Here is a 23,492-nt window from a genome sequence, read left to right on the forward strand (position 1 = left end):
CATGTTAGTCAGGCCGCCCATCGATTTCATTCACAAGGTACCAGACCTCTATGCTGACCCTACGCGGTGCTCCGGCCCTTTCCGTATTTCGCACACAAAGACTGCTAACAGCGCTGCAAGCTATTGCACCCGGCGTTAGTCAATTGCAGTCTGAATATACTCACTTTGTCGATGCGAAGTCCGACCTATCTGCTGACGAGTTGGCGGTGCTAAACCAGTTGCTCACCTACGGGCCGACAGTAGAAAAAGCAGAGGCCGTTGGTCAGTTGATTTTAGTGTTGCCGCGCACGGGTACCATTTCACCTTGGTCGTCGAAAGCGACAGACATAGCGCGCAATGCAGGTTTAGCAAAGATAAATCGTATCGAGCGCGGTGTTGCTTATTACGTCGCGGGTGACTTAACCGCCACCGAGCGCGATGCTGTTAGTGTTGCTCTTTACGATCGCATGGTGGAGCAATTGTTTTTTGATATGCCCGATGCGTCTCAGCTGTTTTCTCGTCACGAGCCAAAGCCCGAGTCGAGTATTGATGTTTTAGGCGGTGGAAAAGCTGCCTTACAAGCAGCAAATAGCAGTTTAGGTTTGGCGCTAGCCGACGACGAAGTTGATTACCTTGTCGACAGTTTTGTCGGCTTAAAGCGCAACCCGGTAGATGTAGAGTTGATGATGTTTGCGCAGGCAAACTCAGAGCATTGTCGACATAAAATTTTCAATGCTAGCTGGACAATTGATGGTGTAGAACAGTCGCGCTCTTTATTTAAAATGATTAAAAACACCTACGAAGTGGGTGGTGAAAATGTGTTAAGTGCTTACGCCGATAATGCTGCTGTGATGAAAGGTCATAAAGCCGGGCGCTTCTACCCCGACGCCGCCACGCAAATTTATGGTTTTAATCAGCAAGACATCCACATATTAATGAAAGTGGAAACCCATAATCACCCGACGGCTATAGCACCTTTCCCCGGCGCCGGCACAGGTGCTGGCGGCGAAATTCGCGACGAAGGTGCGACCGGTCGCGGCTCCAAACCGAAGGTGGGCTTGACTGGCTTTACCGTATCGAATTTACAAATCCCCGATTTTATTCAGCCATGGGAGCAGGATTACGGCAAGCCTGAACGTATTGTCACAGCGCTCGATATTATGATCGAGGGGCCAACAGGCGGTGCTGCATTTAATAACGAATTTGGCCGGCCCAATATCTGCGGTTACTTCCGCACCTTTGAAGAAAATTTTGATGGCGAGCGCCGTGGCTATCACAAACCCATTATGTTGGCGGGCGGGTACGGTAACATTCGCGCCGATCATGTTGAAAAACCGCCATTTACGGCAGGTACTAAATTGGTGGTGCTGGGCGGTCCGGCTATGCTAATTGGCTTGGGTGGCGGAGCGGCGTCGTCGGTTACCTCTGGTACTTCTTCGGCAGATTTGGATTTTGCCTCTGTGCAGCGTCAAAACCCGGAAATTGAACGCCGTTGCCAAGAAGTGATTGATCGATGCTGGCAGATGGGCGCTGAAAACCCAATCGCTTTTATTCACGATGTTGGTGCGGGTGGGCTGTCCAACGCCTTCCCTGAGTTGGTGAAAGATGGCGGTTGCGGTGGTGTTTTTGATTTGCGCAAAGTACCCAATGATGAGCCGGGCATGAGCCCGCTCGAAATTTGGTGTAACGAATCACAGGAGCGCTATGTGTTGGCGATAACGCCCGCGCAACTGTCGATATTTGAAGCAATTTGTCAGCGCGAGCGCGCGCCTTATGCCGTTGTTGGTGAGGCCACGAGCGAAAAGCATTTACGTGTCAATGACACACATTTTAACGCTAACCCCGTTGATTTACCGATGAGTGTTTTGTTCGGCAAACCACCAAAAATGCACCGTACTGCCGTTGCTCACGCGCCTATCAAAAAAGCGTTTAACAGTCTCGACGTCGATATTAATGAAGCCGCAGAGCGCGTTCTTAAGCACCCGACAGTTGCCAGCAAGAAATTCTTAATCACCATTGGTGATCGCAGTGTGACAGGTACGGTAGCGCGCGATCAATTGGTTGGCCCTTGGCAGGTGCCCGTGGCCGATTGCGCTGTCACAACCAGCAGTTACGACACCTATTGTGGCGAAGCGATGAGCATGGGCGAGCGCACACCGGTGGCGTTACTGGACGGACCTGCATCTGGCCGTATGGCTGTTGGTGAAGCAATTACTAATATTGCTGCGACCCGCATCGATAAAATCAGCGATATCAATTTATCGGCAAATTGGATGTGCGCTGCAGGTCATCGCGGAGAAGATGAAAAACTTTATCGCACCGTTGAAGCGGTGGGCATGGCACTTTGTCCTGAGCTTGGTATTACCATTCCGGTGGGTAAAGATTCGATGTCTATGCGCACTGCCTGGCAGGATAATGGCCAGAATAAGTCCGTTACATCGCCATTGTCTCTGGTGATTACAGCGTTCGCGCCGGTCTTGGATGTGCGCAAAACAGTTACCCCACAATTGCGTAGCGAATTGCCCGAAACGAGTTTGCTGTTGGTGGATTTTGGCAACGCCAAAAACCGTTTAGGCGGATCAATTCTTGCGCAGGTATTTAATCAAATGGGTGATTGCCCTGCTGATTTGGATCAGCCTGCACAACTTAAAGCATTTTTTGTAGTGATGCAGGAATTGCTAGAAGAAGGCAAGGTCTTGGCGTATCACGACCGTGCTGACGGCGGCTTGTTCGCCACCTTGGTTGAAATGGCGTTTGCCGGCCGGGTGGGCGTGGACATTCAGCTGGATAGCTTGGGCGAGCCAATTGCCGCGCTGTTTAATGAAGAGTTGGGCGCCGTTTTGCAGGTGCCGACAGATGAGTGCTCGGGCATCCTGGCGCGTTTCGAATCGGCTGGCTTGACTGATGCCGTGCACTATATCGGTGGCTTAAACGATGAAGATCAAGTGCGAATTCGCGCCGGCAATGGGGCTTGGCTGTTCGATCAATCGCGCGCTTACTTGCACAGCTTATGGAGTGAAACCAGTTATCGCATTCAAGCCCTGCGCGATAATCCCAAGTGCGCAGAGCAAGAATTCGCCCAAGTGCTTGCTAATGATCCGGGCCTGTCTGCGTCTTTAACGTTTGACCCGTCAGAAGACATTGCGGCGCCCTACATCGCTAAAGGCGTTAGGCCGCAAGTGGCCATTTTGCGCGAGCAGGGTGTTAATGGTCATGTGGAAATGGCGGCCGCGTTTGATCGGGCCGGTTTTAACGCCGTCGATGTGCACATGAGTGATATTCTTTCTGGTCGCATCGATCTAGCGCAAATGCAGGGCCTCGCGGCGTGCGGCGGTTTTTCCTATGGCGATGTGCTGGGTGCGGGAGAGGGCTGGGCTAAGACAGTACTGTTCAATGCCAAGGCTCGGGATATGTTCGAACAGTTTTTCCATCGGGTTGATAGCTTTTCCCTGGGTGTTTGCAATGGCTGCCAGATGATGTCGAACTTGAAGTCGCTGATTCCTGGCGCAGAGCTTTGGCCGCGTTTTGTACGCAACGAATCAGAGCAGTTTGAGGCGCGCTTTAGTTTGGTGCAAATCCAAGAATCTCCCTCGGTATTTTTCCAGGGTATGCAAGGCTCGCATATGCCGGTCGCTGTGGCGCATGGTGAGGGTAGGGCTGAGTTTTTAACATCCAGCGCGCAGGCGTTGTTAAGTAGTCATCAAGTGGCCATGCGCTTTTTAGATAACCATTTAATGGCTACTGAAGCTTACCCTGCTAATCCAAATGGTTCGCCATTGGGCGTCACAGCTGTGACCAGCGTGGATGGTCGCGCTACCATCATGATGCCGCATCCCGAGCGCGTGTTTAGAACAGTGTCGAATTCTTGGCATCCAGAAGAGTGGGGCGAAGACTCCCCTTGGATGAGAATGTTTAGGAATGCCAGAGAGTTTGTAAGTTGAGTTGAAGAAAAGCGGGAGCCGAGCTCCCGTTTTTTATGGTAGTTTATAATCCTTATTTCCCCATTGCGTTGTAGGCGCTTGATATGAATAAACGTTCAGGAGTTTTGTTAGTCATCGGCTGTATTTTGTTATTGGTCATAGCTTTTCTCATGCTGCGAGAACCTGAGCCTGAGGTTGTGGTGGTTGAAGCGCCGGTAGAGGTAGCCGCGCCTATCCAGCGAGAAGTTGAGCCTGAGCCTGAGACACCTGCGCCGGTAAAACAAGAGAAGGCGCTTGATTTAATCGGCCCAGCCGTTTCAATTGCCGCAAGTCACCCGATGATTATTGAAATTGCCCAGTCTTTGTCACCCAGCTTGGTTCAGTGGTTGGTGAGCGAGGAGTTGCTGCGTAAATGGGTGATACTGATCGATCAAATTGCCGATGGCCAGATGTCTAACAAGTTTTTGCCGGTGCAATATGACATGGCGCCTTTCGCGGTCATAGGGACGCCGCAACTGGCGACAGCTGATCCGAAAAACTTTGATCGTGCTACTAAACTAGTGAAGGCATTTGTGGCGATTGAGCCCGAGGTGTTGGTCGCTTATTACCGTTTGTGGCAGCCTCTACTCGATGAAGCTTATGCCGAGTTAGGTAAGAAAGGAACCTTTGATGATCGAGTGGTACAAGCCATACGCCAGTTGCAATCTGTACCTGCTATGCCTGACGCCGGTGAGTTGGCTGCAAAGCCTGTCATGTATAAATTCATCGACCCTACCATTGAGAAAGCGCCTGCTCTGCATAAGTGGATGTGGCGAATGGGGCCAAAAAATCAAGCTGAGATTAAAGGCTATTTAACGCGTGTTAAGCTAGCGATGTACAAGCAATCTTAGCTTTTGAAATCAGTTTTTGAGGGGATTTTATGAAGCCACAGGCCGGAATACAGAGCCCGTTGCCAGCGTGCGCAAAGTATTGTTTTTTTCGATTGCTCGGAAACCAGAAGGATTTGGTTGAGCAACTCAATGCCGTTGTGGGCGATGATGTGGTTTTGGGCCTTGGCTTGAGTTTACTCAAGCATTTGGGGTTAATGGTACCCGCTATGAAATCGGCGCCAGACTTCTCTTGGCAGGGACTCGATATCCCACAAACACCAAGCGCTCTGTGTGTTTGGGTGCGAGGTGCCGATGCGGGTGTTGTGGCGCTGCGTACACGCAAAATTGTACAGCAGTTGGCCGGCGCCTTTGAGTTAATTGACGAGCTGGACGGCTTCCTGCATCGCAATGGCAGGGATGTTACAGGTTACGAAGATGGTACAGAAAACCCCGTTGGCGAGGCCGCAGATAAAGCGGCTTTCGTTTCAGTTGGGCCTTTTGCGAAGTCGAGCTTTATGGCGATTCAGTGCTGGCAGCACGACATGGAGGCTTTTGAGGCGCTGCCGCTGAGCGCCCGCAACCATGTGATTGGTCGCGACCTAGACACCAATGAAGAATTGGACGACGCACCTGCCAGAGCGCACGTAAAACGGACAGAGCAAGACAGCTTCTCGCCGCCGCAGTTTGTGCTCAGGCGATCTATGGCGTGGCAGGCGGCTACAAAAATGGGCTTGATGTTTGTCGCCTTTGGCGCAAGCTTTGATGCCTTTGAGGCGCAGATGTATCGTATGACCGGTAGCGCAGATGGTATTCGCGATGCGTTGTTTGATATTTCGCGACCGTTAACAAGTGCCTACTATTGGTGCCCTGCATTGGATAATAACCGATTGGTTTTGGATGGAATGTTAAGTGATTAACCAGGCAAATGCGTCTACTGAGTTTATTGTTGAAGTGTCGATGGCGAATGCCCAGGCAGCGCTGATCGAGGCCTCCGTTGAGCGGCCGGTACTGGCTTTTTTTTGGTCGCAGCGCAGTGAAATTTGTGTTGTTTTAAAATCCTTGCTCGAAAAAATGGCGCAGGAAAAAGCCGGAAAATTTCTGTTGGCCAATGTTAATACCGATGAGCTTTCGGGTATCGCAAGTCAATTAGGTGTGCAGACGTTACCTACCTTAATGGTTATGCAGCAAGGTCAGCCCGTTGATGGGTTGGTAGGCGAACAAACCGAGGCCAGTGTTAGGGCGCTGCTCGATAAATTTTTACCGCCGCAATGGCAAGAGGATTTGGCCACGGCGAAATCCCTGTTGGCTACTGAGGATGTTAATGACCAAGCCAGGGCCATCGCTCTGCTCAAGGATGCTTGGGCTGAGAGCAAGCAGTCTAGTGTGGCCGTGTTGTTGGCAGAGATCTATTTAAATAGTGGTCGCTTGGATGACTGCGAATCGCAGTTAAAAGTTGTTCCATTGCAGGATAGGCAGTCGGCTTGGTTGCAGATAGAAGCTAAATTGCAATTAAAGCGCGAAGCTGGCAAGGCACCTGAAATTCTTGCGCTAGAACAGGCGTTTGCCGCAACGCCAGACGATCTGGCTATCGCCCAACAGTTGGCAGTGGCCCTGGCGCAAGATAAGCATCATCAAGAAGCCTTAGAGTTGCTGTTTCCAATATTGAAAAAAAATCTCGGTGCCGCCGATGGCGCCGTGCGTAAAACCTTTCAGGATATTTTAGCCTCCTTAGGCAAGGGTGATCCCTTGGCTGTCACATTTCAGCGTCAGTTATACGCGTTAATTTATTAGGCGCTAGCGTAAGAGAATTACCCATGCAGCTTCCGATAGGTATCACCCGTGGCACCTCTAATTATGGTTTGGAGTACCTGGATATCGAGCACCCCAAGGCCCGTGCTCGGATTTTTTTACAGGGCGCTCAGGTCACTGAGTTTCAAGCGACGAATCAGCCAGCCTTGTTGTGGCTCAGCCCCGAAGAGGATTTTCGCCCAGGTAAGGCTATACGGGGTGGTATCCCAATTTGCTGGCCCTGGTTTGGCGCCCATGGTTCTGATACTGCGGCACCTGCGCACGGCTTCGCTCGCACCTCTGTGTGGAAATTAGATAATGTCATTAACAATGATGACGGTGTCTTCCTCACGTTAAGTTTGCCAATGCCGGACCGGCCTGATTGGCCTTATTCAGCCTCGCTAACCCTCGCGGTTAGCGTGTCTGATTACCTTGGCTTAGCGCTGACAACCCGCAACACCGGTAGCGATGAGTTGGTGCTGACGCAAGCGCTACACACCTACTTTAATATTGTCGATATCGAGCAGGTGCGCATTACCGGTTTAGCGGGAAGTCGTTACGATGATCAATTGTTGGGAGCGGCGGGGAAGGGCCTGGCTTGTTCTGAGTCTCAGCTAAGCATCGCTGGTGAAGTAGATCGAATCGTATACCCGCGCCAACCATTGGGTCTTAACGCGCCAGCCTATCAGCTCGATATTGCAACTCAGGGCAGTGCGAGTGCGGTAATTTGGAACCCTTGGCTGGAAAAATCCTCCCGCTTGAGTAACTTTCCCACCGATGGCTATAAGTCCATGGTATGTGTTGAAACGGCAAATTGCGGCGCCGACGTTGCCGTGATCGGCGTCGGTGCTTCACACACCTTACAAGTTGAATATCGCCAGTTAAACACTGGTAAAAACTGAGCTAGCTGGCATAATTCACGCCCGCGCATGATTTGCGCGCAATATTCTTTTGTCTGACCGTTAATCAGAGTACAAACATGCGACCAGAACTGAAACCCCGTAACCCCAATTTTTCGTCAGGCCCTTGCAGCAAGCGCCCTGGTTATAGCCTTGATCAATTGCATATTGAAACCTTGGGGCGTTCACATAGGTCGGCATTGGGCAAAGAGGTTCTTGCCAAGGCTTGTGCGCAAACGGCAGCGCTACTCGGTCTACCCGAGGGATACCGGGTCGGTATCGTTCCAGCCTCTGACACGGGCGCCGTTGAAATGGCCTTGTGGTCTATGCTCGGGCCGCGTCCGGTTGAAGTGCTGTATTGGGAGTCCTTCGGTCAAGGTTGGATGAGTGACATCACCAAACAATTAAAATTGAAAGACGTGTCTTGTCGCTCTGCTGACTATGGTCAATTGCCGGATTTATCCGCAATCAATTTCAACAGCGATATCGTTTTTACCTGGAATGGCACGACCTCGGGTGTCAAGTTGCCCAATGGTGACTGGATTGCCGACGATCGCAAAGGGCTCACCATTTGCGATGCGACATCAGCTGTTTTTGCCATGGATATGCCCTGGGAAAAGCTCGACGTGGTGACCTTCAGCTGGCAAAAAGTACTGGGTGGGGAAGGTGCTCACGGCATGCTGATTCTTAGCCCGCGGGCAGTGGAACGTTTGGAAACTTACGTGCCAACTTGGCCCTTGCCGAAAATCTTTCGCATGACCAGTGGCGGTAAGCTCAACGAGGGTATTTTCCGTGGCGAAACCATTAATACGCCCTCTATGTTATGTGTTGCCGACTACCTAGACGCCTTGGCTTGGCTGGAATCCATTGGCGGCTTAGCGGCGGCGATACAGCGCTCGGAAAACAACTTGCAGGTGATTAGCGAGTTCGTGGCGAAAAATAATTGGGTTCATTTTTTGGCCGAAGATGAAGTGCTTCGCTCAAATACCAGCGTGTGCTTAACCTTGGATGCCACGCCAGAGCAAGTGAAAAAAATGGCCAAACTGTTAGAGGCCGAGTCTGTTGCCTTTGACATAGGCGCCTATCGCGATGCACCGGCTGGCTTGCGTATCTGGTGCGGTGCGACCGTCGAAGCCAGTGATGTGGCGGCGTTAATGCCTTGGCTGGTTTGGGCCTATAAGGAAGTGGTAGGCGTTTAGAGTGAGAGAAGCCCGCCTTACGGTGGGCTTTTTTTTTCAGTTGTATTGTGCGTTTTAGTGTTTTTTTGTTTGCCTAAAATTATAAAAATGGAGTCACAGATGTCGTTCAAAGTACAAACGTTTAATCAAATTGCCGAGCGTGGTTTGAATCGATTTGATCCGGTTAAATATCAGGTGGGTTCCGATCAAGTAGAGCCAGATGCGATGTTGTTGCGTAGTCAAAATCTACACGACTGCGTATTTAATAAAAATTTGAAGGCTATCGCCCGTGCCGGCGCCGGGGTTAATAATGTACCTGTCGATGCTTGTAGTAAACACGGTATCGTGGTTTTTAATACCCCAGGCGCCAACGCCAACGCGGTAAAAGAGTTGGTGTTCTGTGCCTTGTTGTTGGCCTCTCGCGGCATTGTTGACGGCATGCGCTTTGCGGAAGGTTTAACCGATATTTCCGACAGCAGTGTGCTCGCTGCCCGTTTAGAAAAAGAAAAAAAGCAGTTTGCCGGTGTTGAACTTTATGGCAAAAAATTAGGCATCGTTGGCTTGGGCGCAATTGGTTCGATGGTTGCTGAGATGGCCTTGGCCTTAGGCATGGAGGTGTTAGGTTTCGATCCTGCCTTGTCGGTAGACGCAGCTTGGCGTTTGCCTAATCAAGTTCAGCGTATGGAGAGCTTGCAGGCCCTATTGGGGCAGGCGGATTATGTCAGCCTGCATGTGCCAGCTATTGAGCAAACGAAAAATCTGATTAATGCCGAAAATATTGGAAGTTTTAAGAAAGGCGCGGTGTTGGTAAATTTTGCGCGCGAGTCAATTGTCGATCCTCACGCCGTTCTGGCGGCGCTTAATGCGGGTGGTCTTGCGCGTTATGTATGTGATTTCCCCGAGCCGGAGTTCAGAGGCCGAAAAGATATATTGGCTATGCCACACATTGGCGCAAGCACCCTAGAGGCGGAAGAAAATTGCGCGGTCATGGCGGCCGATCAGCTACGAGACTTTTTAGAAAACGGCAATATTAAAAACTCGGTCAATTTTCCTCCCGTGGCTATGCCGCGCGCACCGGGTACTTGCCGATTAACATTTACTAACGATAACGTATCGGGTGTGTTGGGGCATGTGCTGTCCGTGTTGGCGGATTTACAGGTTAACGTCGTCGATATGATGAATAAAAGCCGAGGCCAGCTTGCATATAACATTATTGATATGGAGGCTGAACCAAGTGCGGAATTACAGGCCGCAGTTGCCGCTGTCGAGCATGTTATTGCTGTGCGACTAATCTAGCGCTGATTTACAATGTTTAAACTTTGTCTCTACGTACCTGTGTCTCACTTGGGTGTTGTTAAATCGGCGATATTTGCGGCGGGTGCAGGGAGCGTTGGCGCTTATACAGAGTATTGTTGGGAAGTTCAGGGTATCGGCCAGTTTAAACCTGTGAAGGGTGCCAATCCGTTTATTGGGCGGGTCGATGAGCTGGAGCAAGTGGTGGAGTATCGCTTGGAAACGGTGGTGCCCAAACAATGTATCGACGCTGTGATAAGCGCTTTGAGGCAGGCTCACCCCTACGAGGAGCCTGCTTATGATGTTATTAAGGTCGAGGCTTACTGAGCGGGCGAATTAAATCTTTGGTGCGAAAAGGAAAATTGTTTTCCTTTTGGTCGGCAAAGTAATGTTGCAAGGTTTCGGTGATTACCGGAAACGCGATCTCCTGCCAAGGCACTTCGTGTTCGTAAAAAAGTTCTACCTCTAGCGACTCGGGCCCGGGCCCGAAATTGCTGTCGTTTAAGGTCGCGCGGTAAAAAAAATAAACTTGGTTGATTTGTGGCAAGTTGAAAAGTGTATAAAGGGCTTTGATATCGACATTGGCTCTGGCTTCCTCCCAGGTTTCTCTCACTGCGCCTTGCTCCGTCGTTTCTCCGTTTTCCATAAACCCTGCTGGCAAGGTCCAAAGACCGTGGCGAGGCTCAATGGCGCGTTTGCACAGTAAAACTCTTTCGCCTAGAACCGGTAGAGTGCCGGTAATGATGCGTGGATTCTGGTAGTGGATAGTGCTGCAATGTAAGCAGACATGCCGCTCTCGGTTGTCGCCTTCAGGCACTCTAATAGCGATATCTTTACCGCATTGACTGCAAAAATTCATTGCTCGTTTTCCGCTATGTCCAATTGGTAAACCTTGGCGCACGTCGTTGGTGTTTCTACGGTGGGCTGATTTAGTCTAGCGATCATGTCGTGAAAGGATTCGGTCATCATATTGGAAATCTTAATACAGGCGCCTAAAGGGCTTTTGTGCAGTTGGCGCTGGGCGTCAATTTGAAATTGAAGTCCGCGCAGGCGCCGCTTAGTGTCTCCCTGAGACTTATTGATAAAAGCGTTTATTAGCTCGGTGCGCAAGCGCTCGAGCGCTTCGGGCTGACGTTCTGCCAATCTCAGGAGTTGGTCAAAATCCGGCAAATTCATGGCTTACCTCGTGCTTAGCTTTGGCCATTCTACCAGAGCTGTGGCTCCCGAGGCTCGAGCTAAACTTCACTGTTTGGACTTTCTGGTTATAATGCGCTTGAGGTACGCATATGCTCAAACAGCTCAGTTCTGCAATTCAGCAATTTGATTACGCGCTAGACGGTCCGGGTGCCTACAGTAAGCAGGCGGCCGTGCTCATGGCGATTACTGATGAAGCTGCGCCACAAGTGGTGCTGACCTTGCGCTCCTCTGAGTTGAAGCGGCATTCCGGTGAAGTATCTTTTCCTGGAGGGTGGTGGGACGCGACCGATAAGAGTCTGGTTCATACCGCGCTACGGGAGGCGCAGGAGGAGATCGATCTTTGTCCGACCAAGGTCGAGTTATTGGGTAATTGGCGCTCCCGTTATGCCCGCGGTGGCGTGCGCGTGCAACCTGTGATCGGTGTTATTGCGCCAGACATTGTCCTAACCCCAAATCCTGGCGAGCTAGAAGCGGTTTTTAAAGTGCCGCTGGCTTTTTTTCTGCAAGATAGGCGCGCGCGCACCGATGTCTTTACCCATGAAGGTAAGGAGCACTGGGTGCCGGCCTACGAATTCGAAGGCTTCGAAATTTGGGGCTTTACCGCCGGCATTATCATCGACGTATTAAATTCAACGCTGGGGGCGGGTATAGCGAAAGCCCATGACTCAGCGCCATTGCGCCATTACTGAGGGAAGTTTGGTATGACTTTTTACCGATTGGGTGATAAACAGCCCCGGCTTGAAGGCGAGGGGCATTTCATTGCAGATAGTGCCAATTTAATTGGCGAGGTCATTGTTAAAGCGGGTGCCAGTGTTTGGTTTAATGCAGTTATCCGCGCAGACAATGCGCCCATAGAAGTTGGCGTTAGATCTAATGTGCAAGATGGGGCGGTTTTACACACCGACCCAGGGCTAAAGCTTACTATTGGGGCGGGCGTGACTATTGGTCACAATGCCATGCTGCATGGCTGTACGGTCGGTGACAATTCCCTGATAGGTATAGGTGCGGTGGTGCTGAATCATGCCGTGATTGGTCGTAATTGTATTGTTGGTGCCAATGCCCTGGTGACAGAGCGTATGGAAATACCCGATAACAGTCTGGTGCTTGGCAGCCCCGCCAAAGTGATCAAGCAGTTGGATTTTGCGGTTGAAGACGTGTTGGCCGCCAGTGCTGATGTATACGAGAAGCATGCTGCACGCTACAGTCAAGCGTTAGTTAAGGTAGAGCTGTGAGTTCTCATCCCGTTAAAAATATTCAGCGTGTCAAATCGCCGTGTACTTCAGTATGCGCACTGAATGAAGACGATATATGTGTGGGTTGTTATCGTTCGGCGATGGAGATTAGTCGCTGGGGTCGCATGAGTGCTGAGGAGCAGCAGTTGGTGGTTGAGCTGGCTGCAGAACGAAGAAAATCAGACAATCCTTTCGCCTAGGGCCGAGTTGTGTGCACCTCGGTCCTGACTGTTATTTTATTCTTCGTTATCCAGTTCTAGTCGCGTAGCCTTTACCTTTTCGATCATTTTGCTAGATGTCTCGATTATTTCGAATCGATAATTTTTCAAGGTCAGGCTCATCGCTGTTTCTGGCACTCCTTGAAAGGTGTCTACCAGTAAGCCGTTAACGGTTTTCGCTTCGTCGGTGGGAAGGTCCCACTCCAGCTCCCGATTTACATCGCGGATAGATGTGCTGCCGTCAATAATGAACCATCCGTCACCAATGGCGGTAATCTCTTCATCCACACTACCGGCATTGTTGGTAGTGAAATCGCCAACAATTTCTTCGAGTAGATCTTCGAGCGTGATAATGCCCTGTACGTCGCCGTATTCATCGACAACGAATGCCATGCGGCGCTTTTCTTTTTGATAGTGCAATAACTGTGTGTGCAGGGCAGTGGACTCGGGCACAAAGTAGGGCTTGCGACAGAAGCGTCGAATATCAGCGTGGGTAATGGTGGAGTCATCGCCAAAAATAAAGCGCGCCGCATTGCGTAGATGTAAGGTGCCGACCACATTGTTAATGTCGCCTTCGTACACCGGCAGGCGGGTGTATTCGCTGGTGCGAATTTGTTGTAGCAGGGTGACGACATCGTCTTCTAAATTTAGCCCGACGACTTCATTGCGCGGCACCATAATATCCTCGACCGTGGCTTTGCCAAGATCGAGTACGTTTAGCAGCATACCTTGGTGCTGGTCTGGAATTAGATCCCCAGCTTCATCCACAACCGTGCGCAGTTCATCGGGGTGAAGATGTTCGTTGGTGTTGTGCGCCGTGGGGTTTACACCCAGTAGACGTGCCAGCCCATTTGATACGACGTTTACCAGAAGCACGATGGGATGAAATATGATTAGCAGTGGTTTGAGTATGAGTGTGGCTGGAAATGCGATGCGCTCTGGGTGTAAGGCGGCAATAGTTTTTGGTGTCACTTCAGCAAACACCAACAACGTTAAGGTGAGCAGAATACCAGCAATAGCGACACCTATGTCGCCGTACAGTCGGATGGCAATAACGGTTGCGATCGATGACGCCAGTACGTTAACTAAATTGTTGCCGATTAATATAACGCCAATTAATCGATCTGGTCGCGCCAGTAACTCTGAGGCGCGAGTGGCGCCAGCGTGCTTCTTATTAACCAGATGTTTCAGGCGATAGCGATTCAGGGACATCATCCCTGTTTCAGACGAGGAGAAAAACGCAGAAAGGATTATCAAACCAGCCAAGCTTGAAAACAGCAGGCTCAAAGGTATGTCGTTCAACTAGGGTTGTTCTCTATGACGGTAAGCGGCGTATCTTGCAATAGATGGAGCCGCATGGCAAATGTAATATGTTTCAGTGTGTTTTGGTCTTTAGCTATAGGCTTTGGGACTAATGAATTTGTAGTACCAACTCCAATACAAATTTGCTGCCGAAAAAGGCCAGCATGAGCGCGGCAAAACCGCCGAGGGTAAAGCGAATGGCCGTGTTGCCGCGCCAGCCCAGCCAGTGTCTGCCGGCTAAGAGTGCCGCGTAGATCAGCCAAGCAATGATCGAGAAGACGGTTTTATGTACCAAATGCTGGGCAAACATATCCTCGATAAAGCCGATGCCCGTGATAATTGAGGCAGACAGTATCAAAAAGCCTAGCCAGAGCAGCTCGAAAAGGAGTGCTTCCATGGTTTGCACCGGCGGCAGAAATTTAATCGAGCCGCTGGTCTGATGGTGTCTTAATTGGTGCGTTTGACGGGCTAACAGCAACGCCTGCGCTGTGGCGATGGTTAAAAAGCTGTAGGCGAGCAGGGATAGAATCACGTGCAGTGCCAAGCCTTCGTTAAGCTTCGAGTACTGTTGTGATTGGAGTGTGGTCAACAGCAGGCCTGTGCAAAGCACGGCAATAGGCATGAAGAGTATATAAAGAGTGTGTAGTGGTTTGCGTAGGCCTGACACTAAAAGTAGGGTATTCATCGTCGCCGACACTAGGCTGGCGGTCGCGAAGAAGCTGAAATTAATACCCTCGTTGGATACCAGAATTGGGTAGAGACCGGCCCAATGAAAAGCTACCGCTGTGATCGCTAAGGCGTTAAGCCATGGCCCAGCAATAGGCTTTTGGTGTCGGATTAAAGTAATCAGGTACCCAGTGGCCGCTACATAAACGGCTATCGCGGCCAGATTTAATACTAACGCGTACATAGGAAGTCCATTTTACCTGTCAAACCAAGCCTCTAGGGGATCGGCAGTGTGTCACAGCAGCGTCAAAATTTGAAGATTTAGTCTTCGTTGCAGTCTCAACTTGGGCTAGTGCCGTTGCTTGGGATATACTGCCGGCCTTTTTAAAGATGATGGCATGGGCGCCGTCATCCCGCACCGGATTAAGATCAGTACGATGTTTGATAATCTAACCGAACGACTTTCTAAATCGCTGCGTACCATTACCGGTAAGGCGCGGCTAACTGACGACAACATCAAAGATACGTTGCGCGAAGTGCGCAAAGCGCTGTTAGAGGCGGATGTTGCTTTGGCTGTGGTGAAAACCTTCGTGGAGCGGGTGCGCAAGCGTGCCGTTGGTGTCGAGGTCGCACGGTCGCTGAATCCTGGTCAACAATTCCTAAAAATTGTCCAGGCTGAGCTGGTCGACTTGATGGGGCAGGCCAACGAGAGCCTGAATCTCGCGCAGCAGCCGCCCGCTGTTGTATTAATGGCAGGTCTGCAAGGTGCGGGTAAAACCACCTCAGTGGCGAAGTTGTCGCGCTTTTTGAAGGAGCGTCAAAAGAAAAAAGTCTTAGTGGTTAGTGCGGATATCTACCGCCCAGCTGCCATTAAGCAGCTTGAGACGCTCGCTACAGAGGTGGGTGTTGAATTCTTCCCGTCGACGAGCGAACAAAAGCCCATTGATATTGCTCAAGCGGCTATCGCCCACGCCAAGAAGCAGTTTTGCGATGTGGTGATTGTCGACACCGCCGGCCGTTTGCACATTGACGACGCCTTGATGGAAGAGATTAAGGGGTTGCATAAGGCTATTAACCCGATCGAAACCCTCTTTGTTATCGACGCTATGATTGGCCAAGATGCGGTAAATACTGCGCAAGCCTTCAATGAGGCCTTGCCCTTAACGGGTATCATTCTAACCAAGGCCGACGGCGATGCCCGCGGCGGTGCGGCGCTTTCCGTGCGCGAAGTGACCGGCAAGCCCATTAAGTTTTTAGGTGTGGGCGAAAAAGTTGACGCCTTAGAGCCCTTCCATCCCGATCGTATTGCCTCGCGCATTCTAGGTATGGGCGACCTGATGTCGCTTATCGAGCAGGCCGAGCAAACCATCGATAAAGCCAAAGCTGAAAAGCTGATGAATAAGGTCAGCAAAGGCAAAGGCTTCGATCTTGAAGATCTACGGGACCAGCTTCAACAAATGCAAAACATGGGCGGCTTAGGCTCCATGTTGGAGAAAATGCCTGGCATGGGTAATGTGGCGCAAATGGCGCAACAAGCCGATATGTCTAAGCAGTTTAAACAAATGGATGCCATTATCAGCTCCATGACACCCCAAGAGCGACGTGACCCAGATATTCTCAGTGGTTCGCGCAAGCGCCGTATTACCATGGGATCTGGCACCCAAATTCAGGATTTGAATCGTCTTTTAAAGCAGCATAAGCAGATGTCGAAGATGATGAAAAAAATGAAGGGCGGTGGCATGACCAAGATGATGCGTGGTCTAGGCGGCATGATGCCAGGCGGAATGGGTGGTCTGCCTCCGGGCGGTATGCGTTAACCAATTTACTGGTACTTTTGCGAAAAAGTACCAAAAAAGCGGTATTTAAGGCGGCAATAACGGATATGGCAGTCGTTTTAGCCTATACAGGTAGTTTTTTTTGCCCTAAAATACCGCGCCTTTCGCAGGCCTGTGTCTGCAAACTTGCTAGATGTAGTGGTGCAGGCATAACGCAGGCACAAATTTAACAACAGGAAGAAGACTTACATGGTAAGCATTCGTTTATCTCGTGGTGGCTCTAAGAAGCGCCCATTCTATCATTTGACAGTAACCAACAGCCGCAATGCACGTGACGGCCGTTACCTTGAGCGCGTAGGTTTCTTTAACCCTTCAGCGCGTGGTCAAGAAGAGCGTCTGCGTGTAAACCAAGAGCGCGTACAGCACTGGGTTGATTTGGGTGCTCAGGTTAGCGATCGCGTTGCTAGCTTGTTGAAAGAAGCCACTAAAGCGGCTTAATTGCACTCACTGAGGTACGACCGGCGATGACCGATACAAGGTCTAATTTGATTGATGTTGGTCGTATTACCTCGGTATTCGGTATCAAGGGCTGGGTGAAAGTTCACTCGGATACGGAACCGCCAGAAAACATCGTTGGCTACAAACCTTGGTGGTTGAAAACCCGCCACGGCGTAAAAGCGGTGGAAGTTGACGAGTTTCAAGCCCATGGCAAAGGTTTTATCGCCCACATCAAAGGTGTTGATGATCGCGATGCCGCAGAAGCACTGGCTAAGGTCACTATCAGTGTGGAGCGTGCTCAGTTGCCAGAGTTAGACAGCGAAGAGTATTACTGGCACCAGCTTGAAAATCTGCAGGTGATCAGTGTCTTCGGTGGCGCAGAGGTTGTATTTGGTCGGGTTAGCCATTTATTGGAAACCGGTGCCAATGACGTGTTGGTGGTGAAGCCAGACGCCGATAGCCTGGACGACAAAGAGCGTTTGGTGCCTTACGTGCCAGGCCAGTTCGTACAGAAAATTGATTTGGATGCGGGCAAAATTTGGGTCGATTGGGACCCAGAGTTTTAGCCGACAATGTCTGAGTCAGCGGCTAACGCAGCGACAGTAGCAACATCGACTAAAGCGCAAGATTCGGCTGATCCTAGGCTTAGGGCGCCGTTGAAAATTGCGTTGATAACCTTGTTCCCTGAGATGTTTCAGGCGGTCACCGACTACGGTGTTAGTGGGCGCGCTGTTAAGCAGGGTTTGCTAGAGGTGCGGTGTTGGAATCCGCGCGATTTCACCCAAGATCGTCATCAAACGGTGGACGCCAGACCTTATGGCGGTGGCCCCGGTATGGTGATGATGATTCAACCATTGCGCGATGCAGTCACCGCCGCAAGGTTTTGGACGGATGCTGAGGCGGGTGGTTCAAGCAACAAAACAGAGGTGGTGTACTTATCGCCTCAAGGTCGTCGGTTTAATCAGGCGGCGGCACAGAACTTCGCCCGCGAGGGTTGTGCCAACTTGATATTGATTGCCGGTCGCTACGAAGGTGTCGACGAGCGCTTTATCGAGTTAGAAGTCGATAGTGAATGGTCCATTGGCGACTATGTGTTAAGCGGTGGTGAGTTAGGTGCGATGGTGATGTTAGACGCGATTACGCGACTCTTGCCCGGCGCTTTAGGTCATCAGCAATCGGCCGAGCAAGACAGCTTTACCGATGGTTTGCTTGATTGCCCGCACTACACTAGACCCGAGACTTATCTCGATGACCAAACAGAATTAAAGGTACCAGCGGTGTTAGCCTCTGGTGACCATGCAAGAATCCGCCGCTGGCGGTTACAGCAAGCGCTAGGTAGAACCGCTCTGCGGCGCCCAGACTTGTTGCAAGGTAAGACCTTGACCGAGGAGCAGCAAAAGCTGCTGACGGACTTTCGTCGGGACCTCGAGGCGGAAAAAAACGTTAACTAACGTTTTTTTCCAATCTAGCTGTGAAGCTACACACTTGTTATTTCGGAGAACAAAATGACTAACAAGATTATCCAAGCCCTCGATAACGAACAGTTAAAGAAAGATGTACCTGCGTTCGCACCCGGTGATACCGTTGTGGTTCAGGTAAAAGTAACAGAAGGCGAGCGCAGCCGTTTACAGGCCTTTGAAGGTGTTGTAATTGGTAAGCGTAATCGTGGTCTGAACTCGGCATTCACCGTACGTAAGATTTCTTACGGCGTTGGTGTTGAGCGTACTTTCCAGTTGCATAGCCCGCTTGTTGATTCCGTATCTGTCAAGCGTCGTGGTGATGTGCGCCAGGCGAAACTCTACTACTTGCGTGACTTGGCTGGTAAAGCTGCACGTATCAAAGAAAAACTTAACTAAGTTATTAGTTAAGTTTTTTCGAAAAGCCGGCTTAGTGCCGGCTTTTTTGTGCTTGCAACTTTAGTGTCCCTTGGCGAAGCTGTGGTCAGTAAAAACAGGGTATTTAGGTTTGGATATTATCGAGCAGTTTTTAGACGGATTATGGATGGAAAAGGGGCTTAGTGATCATACGCTTGAGGCCTATCGTAGAGACTTAACACAATTTGCGGTTTACGTTCAGCAAGATCTACTGTGCGCCGGCGATGCCGATATTCAGGGTTTTTTTAGTCACAAGTTTGAGCAGGGCGCCAGTGCCCGCTCTATAGCCCGCCAGCTTTCTTGTCTGCGCAGTTTTTACAGTTATCAAGTACGCGAAGGACTGTTGCAGATCGATCCAACCGCACTCATCGATAGCCCCAAGTTAGGGCGGCCGCTGCCTAAAAGTCTCTCTGAGGCCGATGTTGAGGCTCTGTTGGCGGCGCCTGATACGGATGATGCTATCGGTCTGCGCGATCGCTGTATGCTTGAGGTTTTGTACGCGACGGGTCTGCGGGTTAGCGAGTTGGTTGGGCTAACGCTTTCGCAAGTCAATCTACGCCAGGGCGTTGTTCGGGTTTTTGGTAAGGGCTCAAAAGAGCGCTTAGTGCCCCTGGGAGATGAAGCGATGAATTGGTTGGCAACCTATGTGCGTGAGGCGCGCGGCTTTTTGTTGGGCGGTGTGCAAACGGATGTACTGTTTCCGAGTAATCGTGCCCAACAGATGACGCGCCAGACCTTTTGGCATCGAATTAAGTTGTGCGCCAAGCTCGCGGGCATTGAAAGGCCGCTGTCGCCTCATACGCTTAGGCATGCCTTTGCCACCCACCTCATTAACCATGGTGCCGATCTTAGGGTGGTGCAGCTGTTGCTCGGTCATTCCGATTTATCGACCACGCAAATTTATACCCACGTGGCGCAAGAGCGCATGAAACATTTACATGCTCAGCATCATCCAAGAGGTTAGCGGGTGGTGTTAGATATGAGCATTCGCGCATAAACGTGTGCTTGTCGCTGCATGTTGCATGCGATTTGGTTATGATCGACCCCAGTTGGATTAAATACGCATAAAAGGTATGACATGTTTAGAAAAGTGAAGGGCGTTATTGCCGTCGTCTCCCTGTTGGTTTCTGTGGGCGCTAGCGCTCAATTGGCCACGGGTATTGCCAAGCTTTCGCCTGAAATTGAGGCGCGACTGACAGCCAAGATATCCGCTGCGGTGCCTCATATGGCGGTTGAAGGCGTCACGCTCGGGCCGTTTCCTGGTATTTATGCGGTTAAATTGGCGAATGGCCCGGTGATTTATACCGATGTTGCCGGTGACTTGTTTATCGCTGGCGATCTGTACCGTATTCAAGGTGGTCGCCTGATTGATGTGGGCGAAATCGAAATGCAAAAGCACCGCAAGCCTAAGCTGGCCGCATTGGATAAAAAGGACATGATTGTTTATCCCGCGAAGGGCGAAACACGGGGCGCTATCTATGTATTTACCGACATAGACTGCGGGTTCTGTCGCAAGTTACATCAGGAGGTTCCGGCTTTGAATCAAGCTGGCGTTGAAGTTCGCTATTTGGCCTATCCTCGCGCCGGTTTGCGCTCAGAATCTTACAACAAGCTTGCACGTGCTTGGTGTTCTGATGACCAGCAAGGCACATTGACTCGCCTGAAAAGCGGTCTCGATATACAGGGCGCGGTCTGCCCGCAAAACCCTATCGCCAAGCAATATGAGTTTGGTTCGAGCATTGGCGTTCGGGGAACGCCGGCGATCTTTTTAGAGTCTGGCGAACTCATTTCGGGATACCGCTCCAGCGATGTGTTACTCGAAGCGCTAGGCCTAGGTTCTTAGTTTCGATCCACCCGCTCAGGCCGCTGAATCCCTAATTGACAGTTCAGTTAGGGATCAGTAAGGTTGCCATCTTTTTGCAAGAATAACCTGAAACATCTCATTCTAGCGCAACATTTGTTTGCGCTTTCCGCTATTCAGAGGAAGTAATTTTGAAACCGGTGAAAGTTGGCATTTGTGGCCTTGGTACTGTTGGTGGTGGCACATTTAACGTTTTAACACGTAATAAGCGCGATATTAGCGCTAGAGCCGGTGTAGAAATTGACATTATTCAGGTAGGCACGCGGCGTGGAAATAGCGCCTGCGACTTGACTCAAACGGCTGTGGTTACGGATATTTTTGACGTGGTGAGAAACCCCGATGTCGATATCGTGGTTGAGTTGATTGGCGGCACCACGGTGGCTAGAGCGCTGGTGCTAGAAGCTATCGCCAACGGCAAGCAAGTCGTCACCGCGAATAAAGCACTTATTGCTGAGCACGGTAATGAAATTTTCGCACGCGCTGCAGAGCAGGGCGTTAGTGTGGCATTCGAAGCGGCCGTGGCCGGCGGCATCCCTATTATTAAAGCCTTACGTGAAGGCTTAGCCGGCAATCGCATCGAGTGGTTGGCAGGTATTATCAATGGCACGGGTAACTTTATCCTTACTGAAATGCGCGATAAGGGGCGTGCCTTTGACGATGTTTTAGCCGAGGCGCAAGCATTGGGTTATGCCGAAGCTGATCCCACTTTTGACGTGGAAGGCATTGACGCCGCTCATAAGCTGGTCATTCTCGCGTCCTTAGCTTTTGGCATGCCGCTGCAATTTGACAAGGTGTTTACTGAAGGTATCAGCAAGATTGCTCCGGAAGATGTCGCCTATGCCCAAGAGCTGGGCTATCGCATTAAGCATTTGGGTATCGCTAAGCAAACAGCGGCGGGTATTGAATTACGCGTACACCCAACCATGATTCCAGAGAAGCGCTTGATCGCTAATGTGGATGGCGTGATGAATGCTGTGCTGGTAAAAGGCGATGCCGTTGGCCCAACGCTTTATTACGGCGCCGGTGCCGGCGCAGAACCGACGGCATCGGCGGTGGTTGCCGATATTATCGATTTGGCTAGAAATGTAACGGTAGGGTTTGAGCATCGTGTTCCGGCATTGGGTTTTCACCCGCAGGGGCAAAACGTACAACCCAATATATTGCCGCAGAGCGAGGTCGAGACGGCCTACTATTTACGTCTTCTCGCCGAGGATCGACCCGGTGTACTGGCGCAGATCTCCACTATTTTGGCCGATGCCAATATCAGTGTAGAGGCGTTGATTCAAAAAGAGCCGCAACAAGATGCACCGCAGGTACCGCTTATTTTATTAACCAGTCGCGCCATTGAGCGCCAGTTAATGACTGCGATCGAAAAGATCGAAGCACTAAGTGTTATTCATGGTGAAGTTACCCATATACGCGTTGAGTCTTTGGGTTAATTTATCGCTGGCTTCTTACGATATTTTTTGGAATAGATTGTGAAATACATAAGCACTCGTGGGCAGGCGCCTGCACTGAATTTTGAAGACGCGGTTCTCACCGGGTTGGCCAGCGATGGCGGCCTTTATGTACCAGAAACGCTACCGGTATTTGATAAGGCGACAATTGCTTCTTGGGCGGGGCTGTCTTATCAAGCATTGGCGTTCGAGATAATGAAACCCTTTGTTGATGGTGCATTAAGTGATGTCGAGCTCAAAGGCATTATTGAGAAAGCCTATGCAGAGTTTCGCCACGATGCGATAGCGCCACTGGTGCAAACTGGCCACAACGAGTGGATTTTGGAATTGTTTCAAGGCCCAACCCTGGCGTTTAAAGATTTTGCCCTGCAATTCCTTGGGCATTTACTTGATCATATTTTGGCTAAGCGCAAACAAAAAGTTGTGGTTATGGGTGCAACCTCTGGCGACACCGGATCGGCTGCTATTGAGGGTTGTAGCCGCTGCGACAATATCGACATTTTTATTTTACACCCGCATAAACGCGTCTCCGATGTGCAGCGCCGCCAGATGACCACGGTGTTGGCTAAGAATGTTCATAATATTGCACTAGAAGGCAATTTCGACGATTGCCAGAATATGGTGAAAGCAAGTTTTGCCGACCAATCATTTTTGCCCGAGGGCAGGCAGTTAGTGGCGGTCAACTCCATTAATTGGGCGCGTATTATGGCGCAAATTGTTTATTATTTTTATGCATCACTGGCGCTTGGCGGCCCCCATCGGGCTGTGTCTTTTTCTGTGCCAACGGGTAATTTTGGCGACATTTTTGCCGGCTATTTGGCGAGCAAAATGGGGTTGCCTATCGAACAACTTATTATTGCCACCAATGCTAACGATATTTTACATCGCTGCATCAGCGCTAATGATCACACCAAGCAGCCTTTGGTTCATAGTTTATCGCCCAGTATGGATATCATGGTGTCGTCTAATTTTGAGCGCTTGCTGTTTGATCTCTATGAACGAGACGGCGCGGCTATCGCTGAACTGATGGAACAGTTTAAAAGTGGCACAATGGCACTTTCAGATAAGGCCATGGCGAAAGCGAGATCGCTGTTTTCCAGCTACCGTTTAGATGATGAGGAAATGTTAACGGTCATCCAGTCGGTGTTTGAGCGCACTGGTTACTTGCTGGACCCGCACACAGCCATCGGTGTGCAGGCCGCAAGGTCTAACCGAAGCAATCAATCGACCCCGGTTGTTTGCCTCGCCACGGCGCACCCAGCGAAATTCCCTGAAGCGGTGATGAAAGCGGGGCAGGGTCAAGAGCCAGCCTTACCGTTTCATATGCAGGATTTGTTTGAACGCGAAGAGCGCTATGATGTTTTGAAGAATGATATTCATGCCGTGCAAAAATTTGTTGCAGCGAATACGCGGAAATAGAAACGGGAGCCTACGGGTTCCTTTTTTTAGCTTTGTTTTATGCGCTATTGAAGCGTTTTGGTGCGTT

Annotated in this window: 24 protein-coding genes; 20 read left to right on the forward strand and 4 right to left on the reverse strand. The window is 50.5% G+C overall.

Annotated elements, in window-relative coordinates:
• Nucleotides 1–50 precede the first annotated feature (50 nt).
• From purL to ACGHTT_RS09110, 8 genes are all read left to right on the forward strand, one after another.
• Nucleotides 51–3,920, forward strand: a complete 3,870-nt coding sequence (gene purL, locus ACGHTT_RS09075) for a phosphoribosylformylglycinamidine synthase (protein WP_390594820.1) — start codon at nucleotides 51–53, stop codon at nucleotides 3,918–3,920.
• Between the two features lie 83 nt (nucleotides 3,921–4,003).
• Entirely contained in the window at nucleotides 4,004–4,789 is a 786-nt protein-coding gene (locus ACGHTT_RS09080; RefSeq protein ID WP_390594821.1) for a DUF3014 domain-containing protein, read from the forward strand.
• A 29-nt stretch (nucleotides 4,790–4,818) separates the two neighbouring features.
• Nucleotides 4,819–5,685, forward strand: coding sequence for a Dyp-type peroxidase (locus ACGHTT_RS09085; protein ID WP_390594822.1), 867 nt, complete (start codon nucleotides 4,819–4,821; stop codon nucleotides 5,683–5,685).
• Nucleotides 5,678–6,559: a tetratricopeptide repeat protein gene (locus ACGHTT_RS09090; RefSeq protein ID WP_390594823.1), complete on the forward strand. Its 882-nt coding sequence runs from the start codon at nucleotides 5,678–5,680 to the stop codon at nucleotides 6,557–6,559. Before ACGHTT_RS09085 ends, ACGHTT_RS09090 begins: the two co-directional genes overlap by 8 nt.
• Before the next feature lie 23 nt (nucleotides 6,560–6,582).
• Nucleotides 6,583–7,458: a D-hexose-6-phosphate mutarotase gene (locus tag ACGHTT_RS09095; RefSeq protein WP_390594824.1), complete on the forward strand. Its 876-nt coding sequence runs from the start codon at nucleotides 6,583–6,585 to the stop codon at nucleotides 7,456–7,458.
• Between the two features lie 77 nt (nucleotides 7,459–7,535).
• A complete protein-coding gene (locus ACGHTT_RS09100) occupies nucleotides 7,536–8,654 on the forward strand; it encodes a phosphoserine transaminase (protein WP_390594825.1) in 1,119 nt (372 codons plus the stop codon).
• A 99-nt stretch (nucleotides 8,655–8,753) separates the two neighbouring features.
• A complete protein-coding gene (locus tag ACGHTT_RS09105; RefSeq protein WP_390594826.1) occupies nucleotides 8,754–9,929 on the forward strand; it encodes a phosphoglycerate dehydrogenase in 1,176 nt (391 codons plus the stop codon).
• A 12-nt stretch (nucleotides 9,930–9,941) separates the two neighbouring features.
• Nucleotides 9,942–10,253: an NGG1p interacting factor NIF3 gene (locus ACGHTT_RS09110; RefSeq protein ID WP_390594827.1), complete on the forward strand. Its 312-nt coding sequence runs from the start codon at nucleotides 9,942–9,944 to the stop codon at nucleotides 10,251–10,253.
• Here ACGHTT_RS09110 and ACGHTT_RS09115 read toward each other — a convergent pair.
• Together ACGHTT_RS09115 and ACGHTT_RS09120 are read right to left on the reverse strand one after the other, a co-directional pair.
• The gene (locus ACGHTT_RS09115; protein ID WP_390594828.1) at nucleotides 10,234–10,785 is read right to left on the reverse strand and encodes an NUDIX hydrolase; all 552 of its coding nucleotides are present in this window, start codon (nucleotides 10,783–10,785) and stop codon (nucleotides 10,234–10,236) included. The two genes, ACGHTT_RS09110 and ACGHTT_RS09115, sit on opposite strands and share 20 nt — an antisense overlap.
• Nucleotides 10,782–11,102, reverse strand: a complete 321-nt coding sequence (locus ACGHTT_RS09120) for a DUF3135 domain-containing protein (protein WP_390594829.1) — start codon at nucleotides 11,100–11,102, stop codon at nucleotides 10,782–10,784. Before ACGHTT_RS09120 ends, ACGHTT_RS09115 begins: the two co-directional genes overlap by 4 nt.
• A 110-nt stretch (nucleotides 11,103–11,212) precedes the next feature.
• Between ACGHTT_RS09120 and ACGHTT_RS09125 the strand changes: the two genes are divergently transcribed.
• Genes ACGHTT_RS09125 through ACGHTT_RS09135 form a run of 3 tightly spaced genes read left to right on the forward strand, consistent with a single transcriptional unit; the run spans nucleotide 11,213 to nucleotide 12,555 of the window.
• A complete protein-coding gene (locus tag ACGHTT_RS09125; protein ID WP_390594830.1) occupies nucleotides 11,213–11,812 on the forward strand; it encodes a CoA pyrophosphatase in 600 nt (199 codons plus the stop codon).
• A 12-nt stretch (nucleotides 11,813–11,824) separates the two neighbouring features.
• On the forward strand, nucleotides 11,825–12,355 hold the full coding sequence (locus ACGHTT_RS09130) for a gamma carbonic anhydrase family protein (protein WP_390594831.1): 531 nt from the start codon (nucleotides 11,825–11,827) through the stop codon (nucleotides 12,353–12,355).
• Nucleotides 12,352–12,555 carry a DUF1289 domain-containing protein gene (locus ACGHTT_RS09135; RefSeq protein ID WP_390594832.1) on the forward strand — a complete coding sequence of 68 codons (204 nt, stop codon included), beginning with the start codon at nucleotides 12,352–12,354 and terminating at the stop codon, nucleotides 12,553–12,555. Before ACGHTT_RS09130 ends, ACGHTT_RS09135 begins: the two co-directional genes overlap by 4 nt.
• A gap of 36 nt (nucleotides 12,556–12,591) precedes the next feature.
• Here the strand turns inward: ACGHTT_RS09135 and ACGHTT_RS09140 are convergent, their stop codons facing one another.
• Together ACGHTT_RS09140 and ACGHTT_RS09145 are read right to left on the reverse strand one after the other, a co-directional pair.
• Nucleotides 12,592–13,875, reverse strand: a complete 1,284-nt coding sequence (locus ACGHTT_RS09140; protein ID WP_390594833.1) for an HlyC/CorC family transporter — start codon at nucleotides 13,873–13,875, stop codon at nucleotides 12,592–12,594.
• 109 nt (nucleotides 13,876–13,984) lie between these two features.
• Nucleotides 13,985–14,785 (reverse strand): inner membrane protein YpjD, encoded by an 801-nt coding sequence (locus ACGHTT_RS09145; RefSeq protein ID WP_390594834.1) that lies wholly within the window; start codon nucleotides 14,783–14,785, stop codon nucleotides 13,985–13,987.
• 193 nt (nucleotides 14,786–14,978) lie between these two features.
• Here ACGHTT_RS09145 and ffh point away from each other — a divergent pair, with 193 nt between their 5' ends.
• The 9 genes from ffh to thrC all read left to right on the forward strand — a co-directional run bounded on the left by ffh (nucleotide 14,979) and on the right by thrC (nucleotide 23,425).
• Complete coding sequence (gene ffh / locus ACGHTT_RS09150; protein WP_390595015.1) at nucleotides 14,979–16,358, forward strand: signal recognition particle protein; 1,380 nt, start codon at nucleotides 14,979–14,981, stop codon at nucleotides 16,356–16,358.
• A 207-nt stretch (nucleotides 16,359–16,565) separates the two neighbouring features.
• The gene (gene rpsP, locus ACGHTT_RS09155) at nucleotides 16,566–16,814 is read left to right on the forward strand and encodes a 30S ribosomal protein S16 (RefSeq protein ID WP_290263145.1); all 249 of its coding nucleotides are present in this window, start codon (nucleotides 16,566–16,568) and stop codon (nucleotides 16,812–16,814) included.
• A gap of 26 nt (nucleotides 16,815–16,840) precedes the next feature.
• Nucleotides 16,841–17,380, forward strand: a complete 540-nt coding sequence (rimM, locus tag ACGHTT_RS09160) for a ribosome maturation factor RimM (protein ID WP_390594835.1) — start codon at nucleotides 16,841–16,843, stop codon at nucleotides 17,378–17,380.
• Between the two features lie 90 nt (nucleotides 17,381–17,470).
• Complete coding sequence (gene trmD, locus ACGHTT_RS09165) at nucleotides 17,471–18,265, forward strand: tRNA (guanosine(37)-N1)-methyltransferase TrmD (protein WP_390595017.1); 795 nt, start codon at nucleotides 17,471–17,473, stop codon at nucleotides 18,263–18,265.
• Between the two features lie 54 nt (nucleotides 18,266–18,319).
• Nucleotides 18,320–18,670: a 50S ribosomal protein L19 gene (gene rplS / locus ACGHTT_RS09170; RefSeq protein WP_290263147.1), complete on the forward strand. Its 351-nt coding sequence runs from the start codon at nucleotides 18,320–18,322 to the stop codon at nucleotides 18,668–18,670.
• Nucleotides 18,671–18,815: 145 nt separating this feature from the next.
• On the forward strand, nucleotides 18,816–19,652 hold the full coding sequence (xerD, locus tag ACGHTT_RS09175; protein WP_390595019.1) for a site-specific tyrosine recombinase XerD: 837 nt from the start codon (nucleotides 18,816–18,818) through the stop codon (nucleotides 19,650–19,652).
• A gap of 114 nt (nucleotides 19,653–19,766) precedes the next feature.
• A complete protein-coding gene (locus tag ACGHTT_RS09180; protein ID WP_390594836.1) occupies nucleotides 19,767–20,531 on the forward strand; it encodes a DsbC family protein in 765 nt (254 codons plus the stop codon).
• Between the two features lie 149 nt (nucleotides 20,532–20,680).
• Nucleotides 20,681–21,988, forward strand: a complete 1,308-nt coding sequence (locus tag ACGHTT_RS09185) for a homoserine dehydrogenase (RefSeq protein WP_390594837.1) — start codon at nucleotides 20,681–20,683, stop codon at nucleotides 21,986–21,988.
• A gap of 39 nt (nucleotides 21,989–22,027) precedes the next feature.
• Nucleotides 22,028–23,425, forward strand: coding sequence for a threonine synthase (thrC, locus tag ACGHTT_RS09190; RefSeq protein ID WP_390594838.1), 1,398 nt, complete (start codon nucleotides 22,028–22,030; stop codon nucleotides 23,423–23,425).
• Nucleotides 23,426–23,492 lie beyond the last annotated feature (67 nt).

This window comes from Simiduia litorea (assembly GCF_042853465.1).
GTDB classification, from domain to species: domain Bacteria; phylum Pseudomonadota; class Gammaproteobacteria; order Pseudomonadales; family Cellvibrionaceae; genus Simiduia; species Simiduia litorea.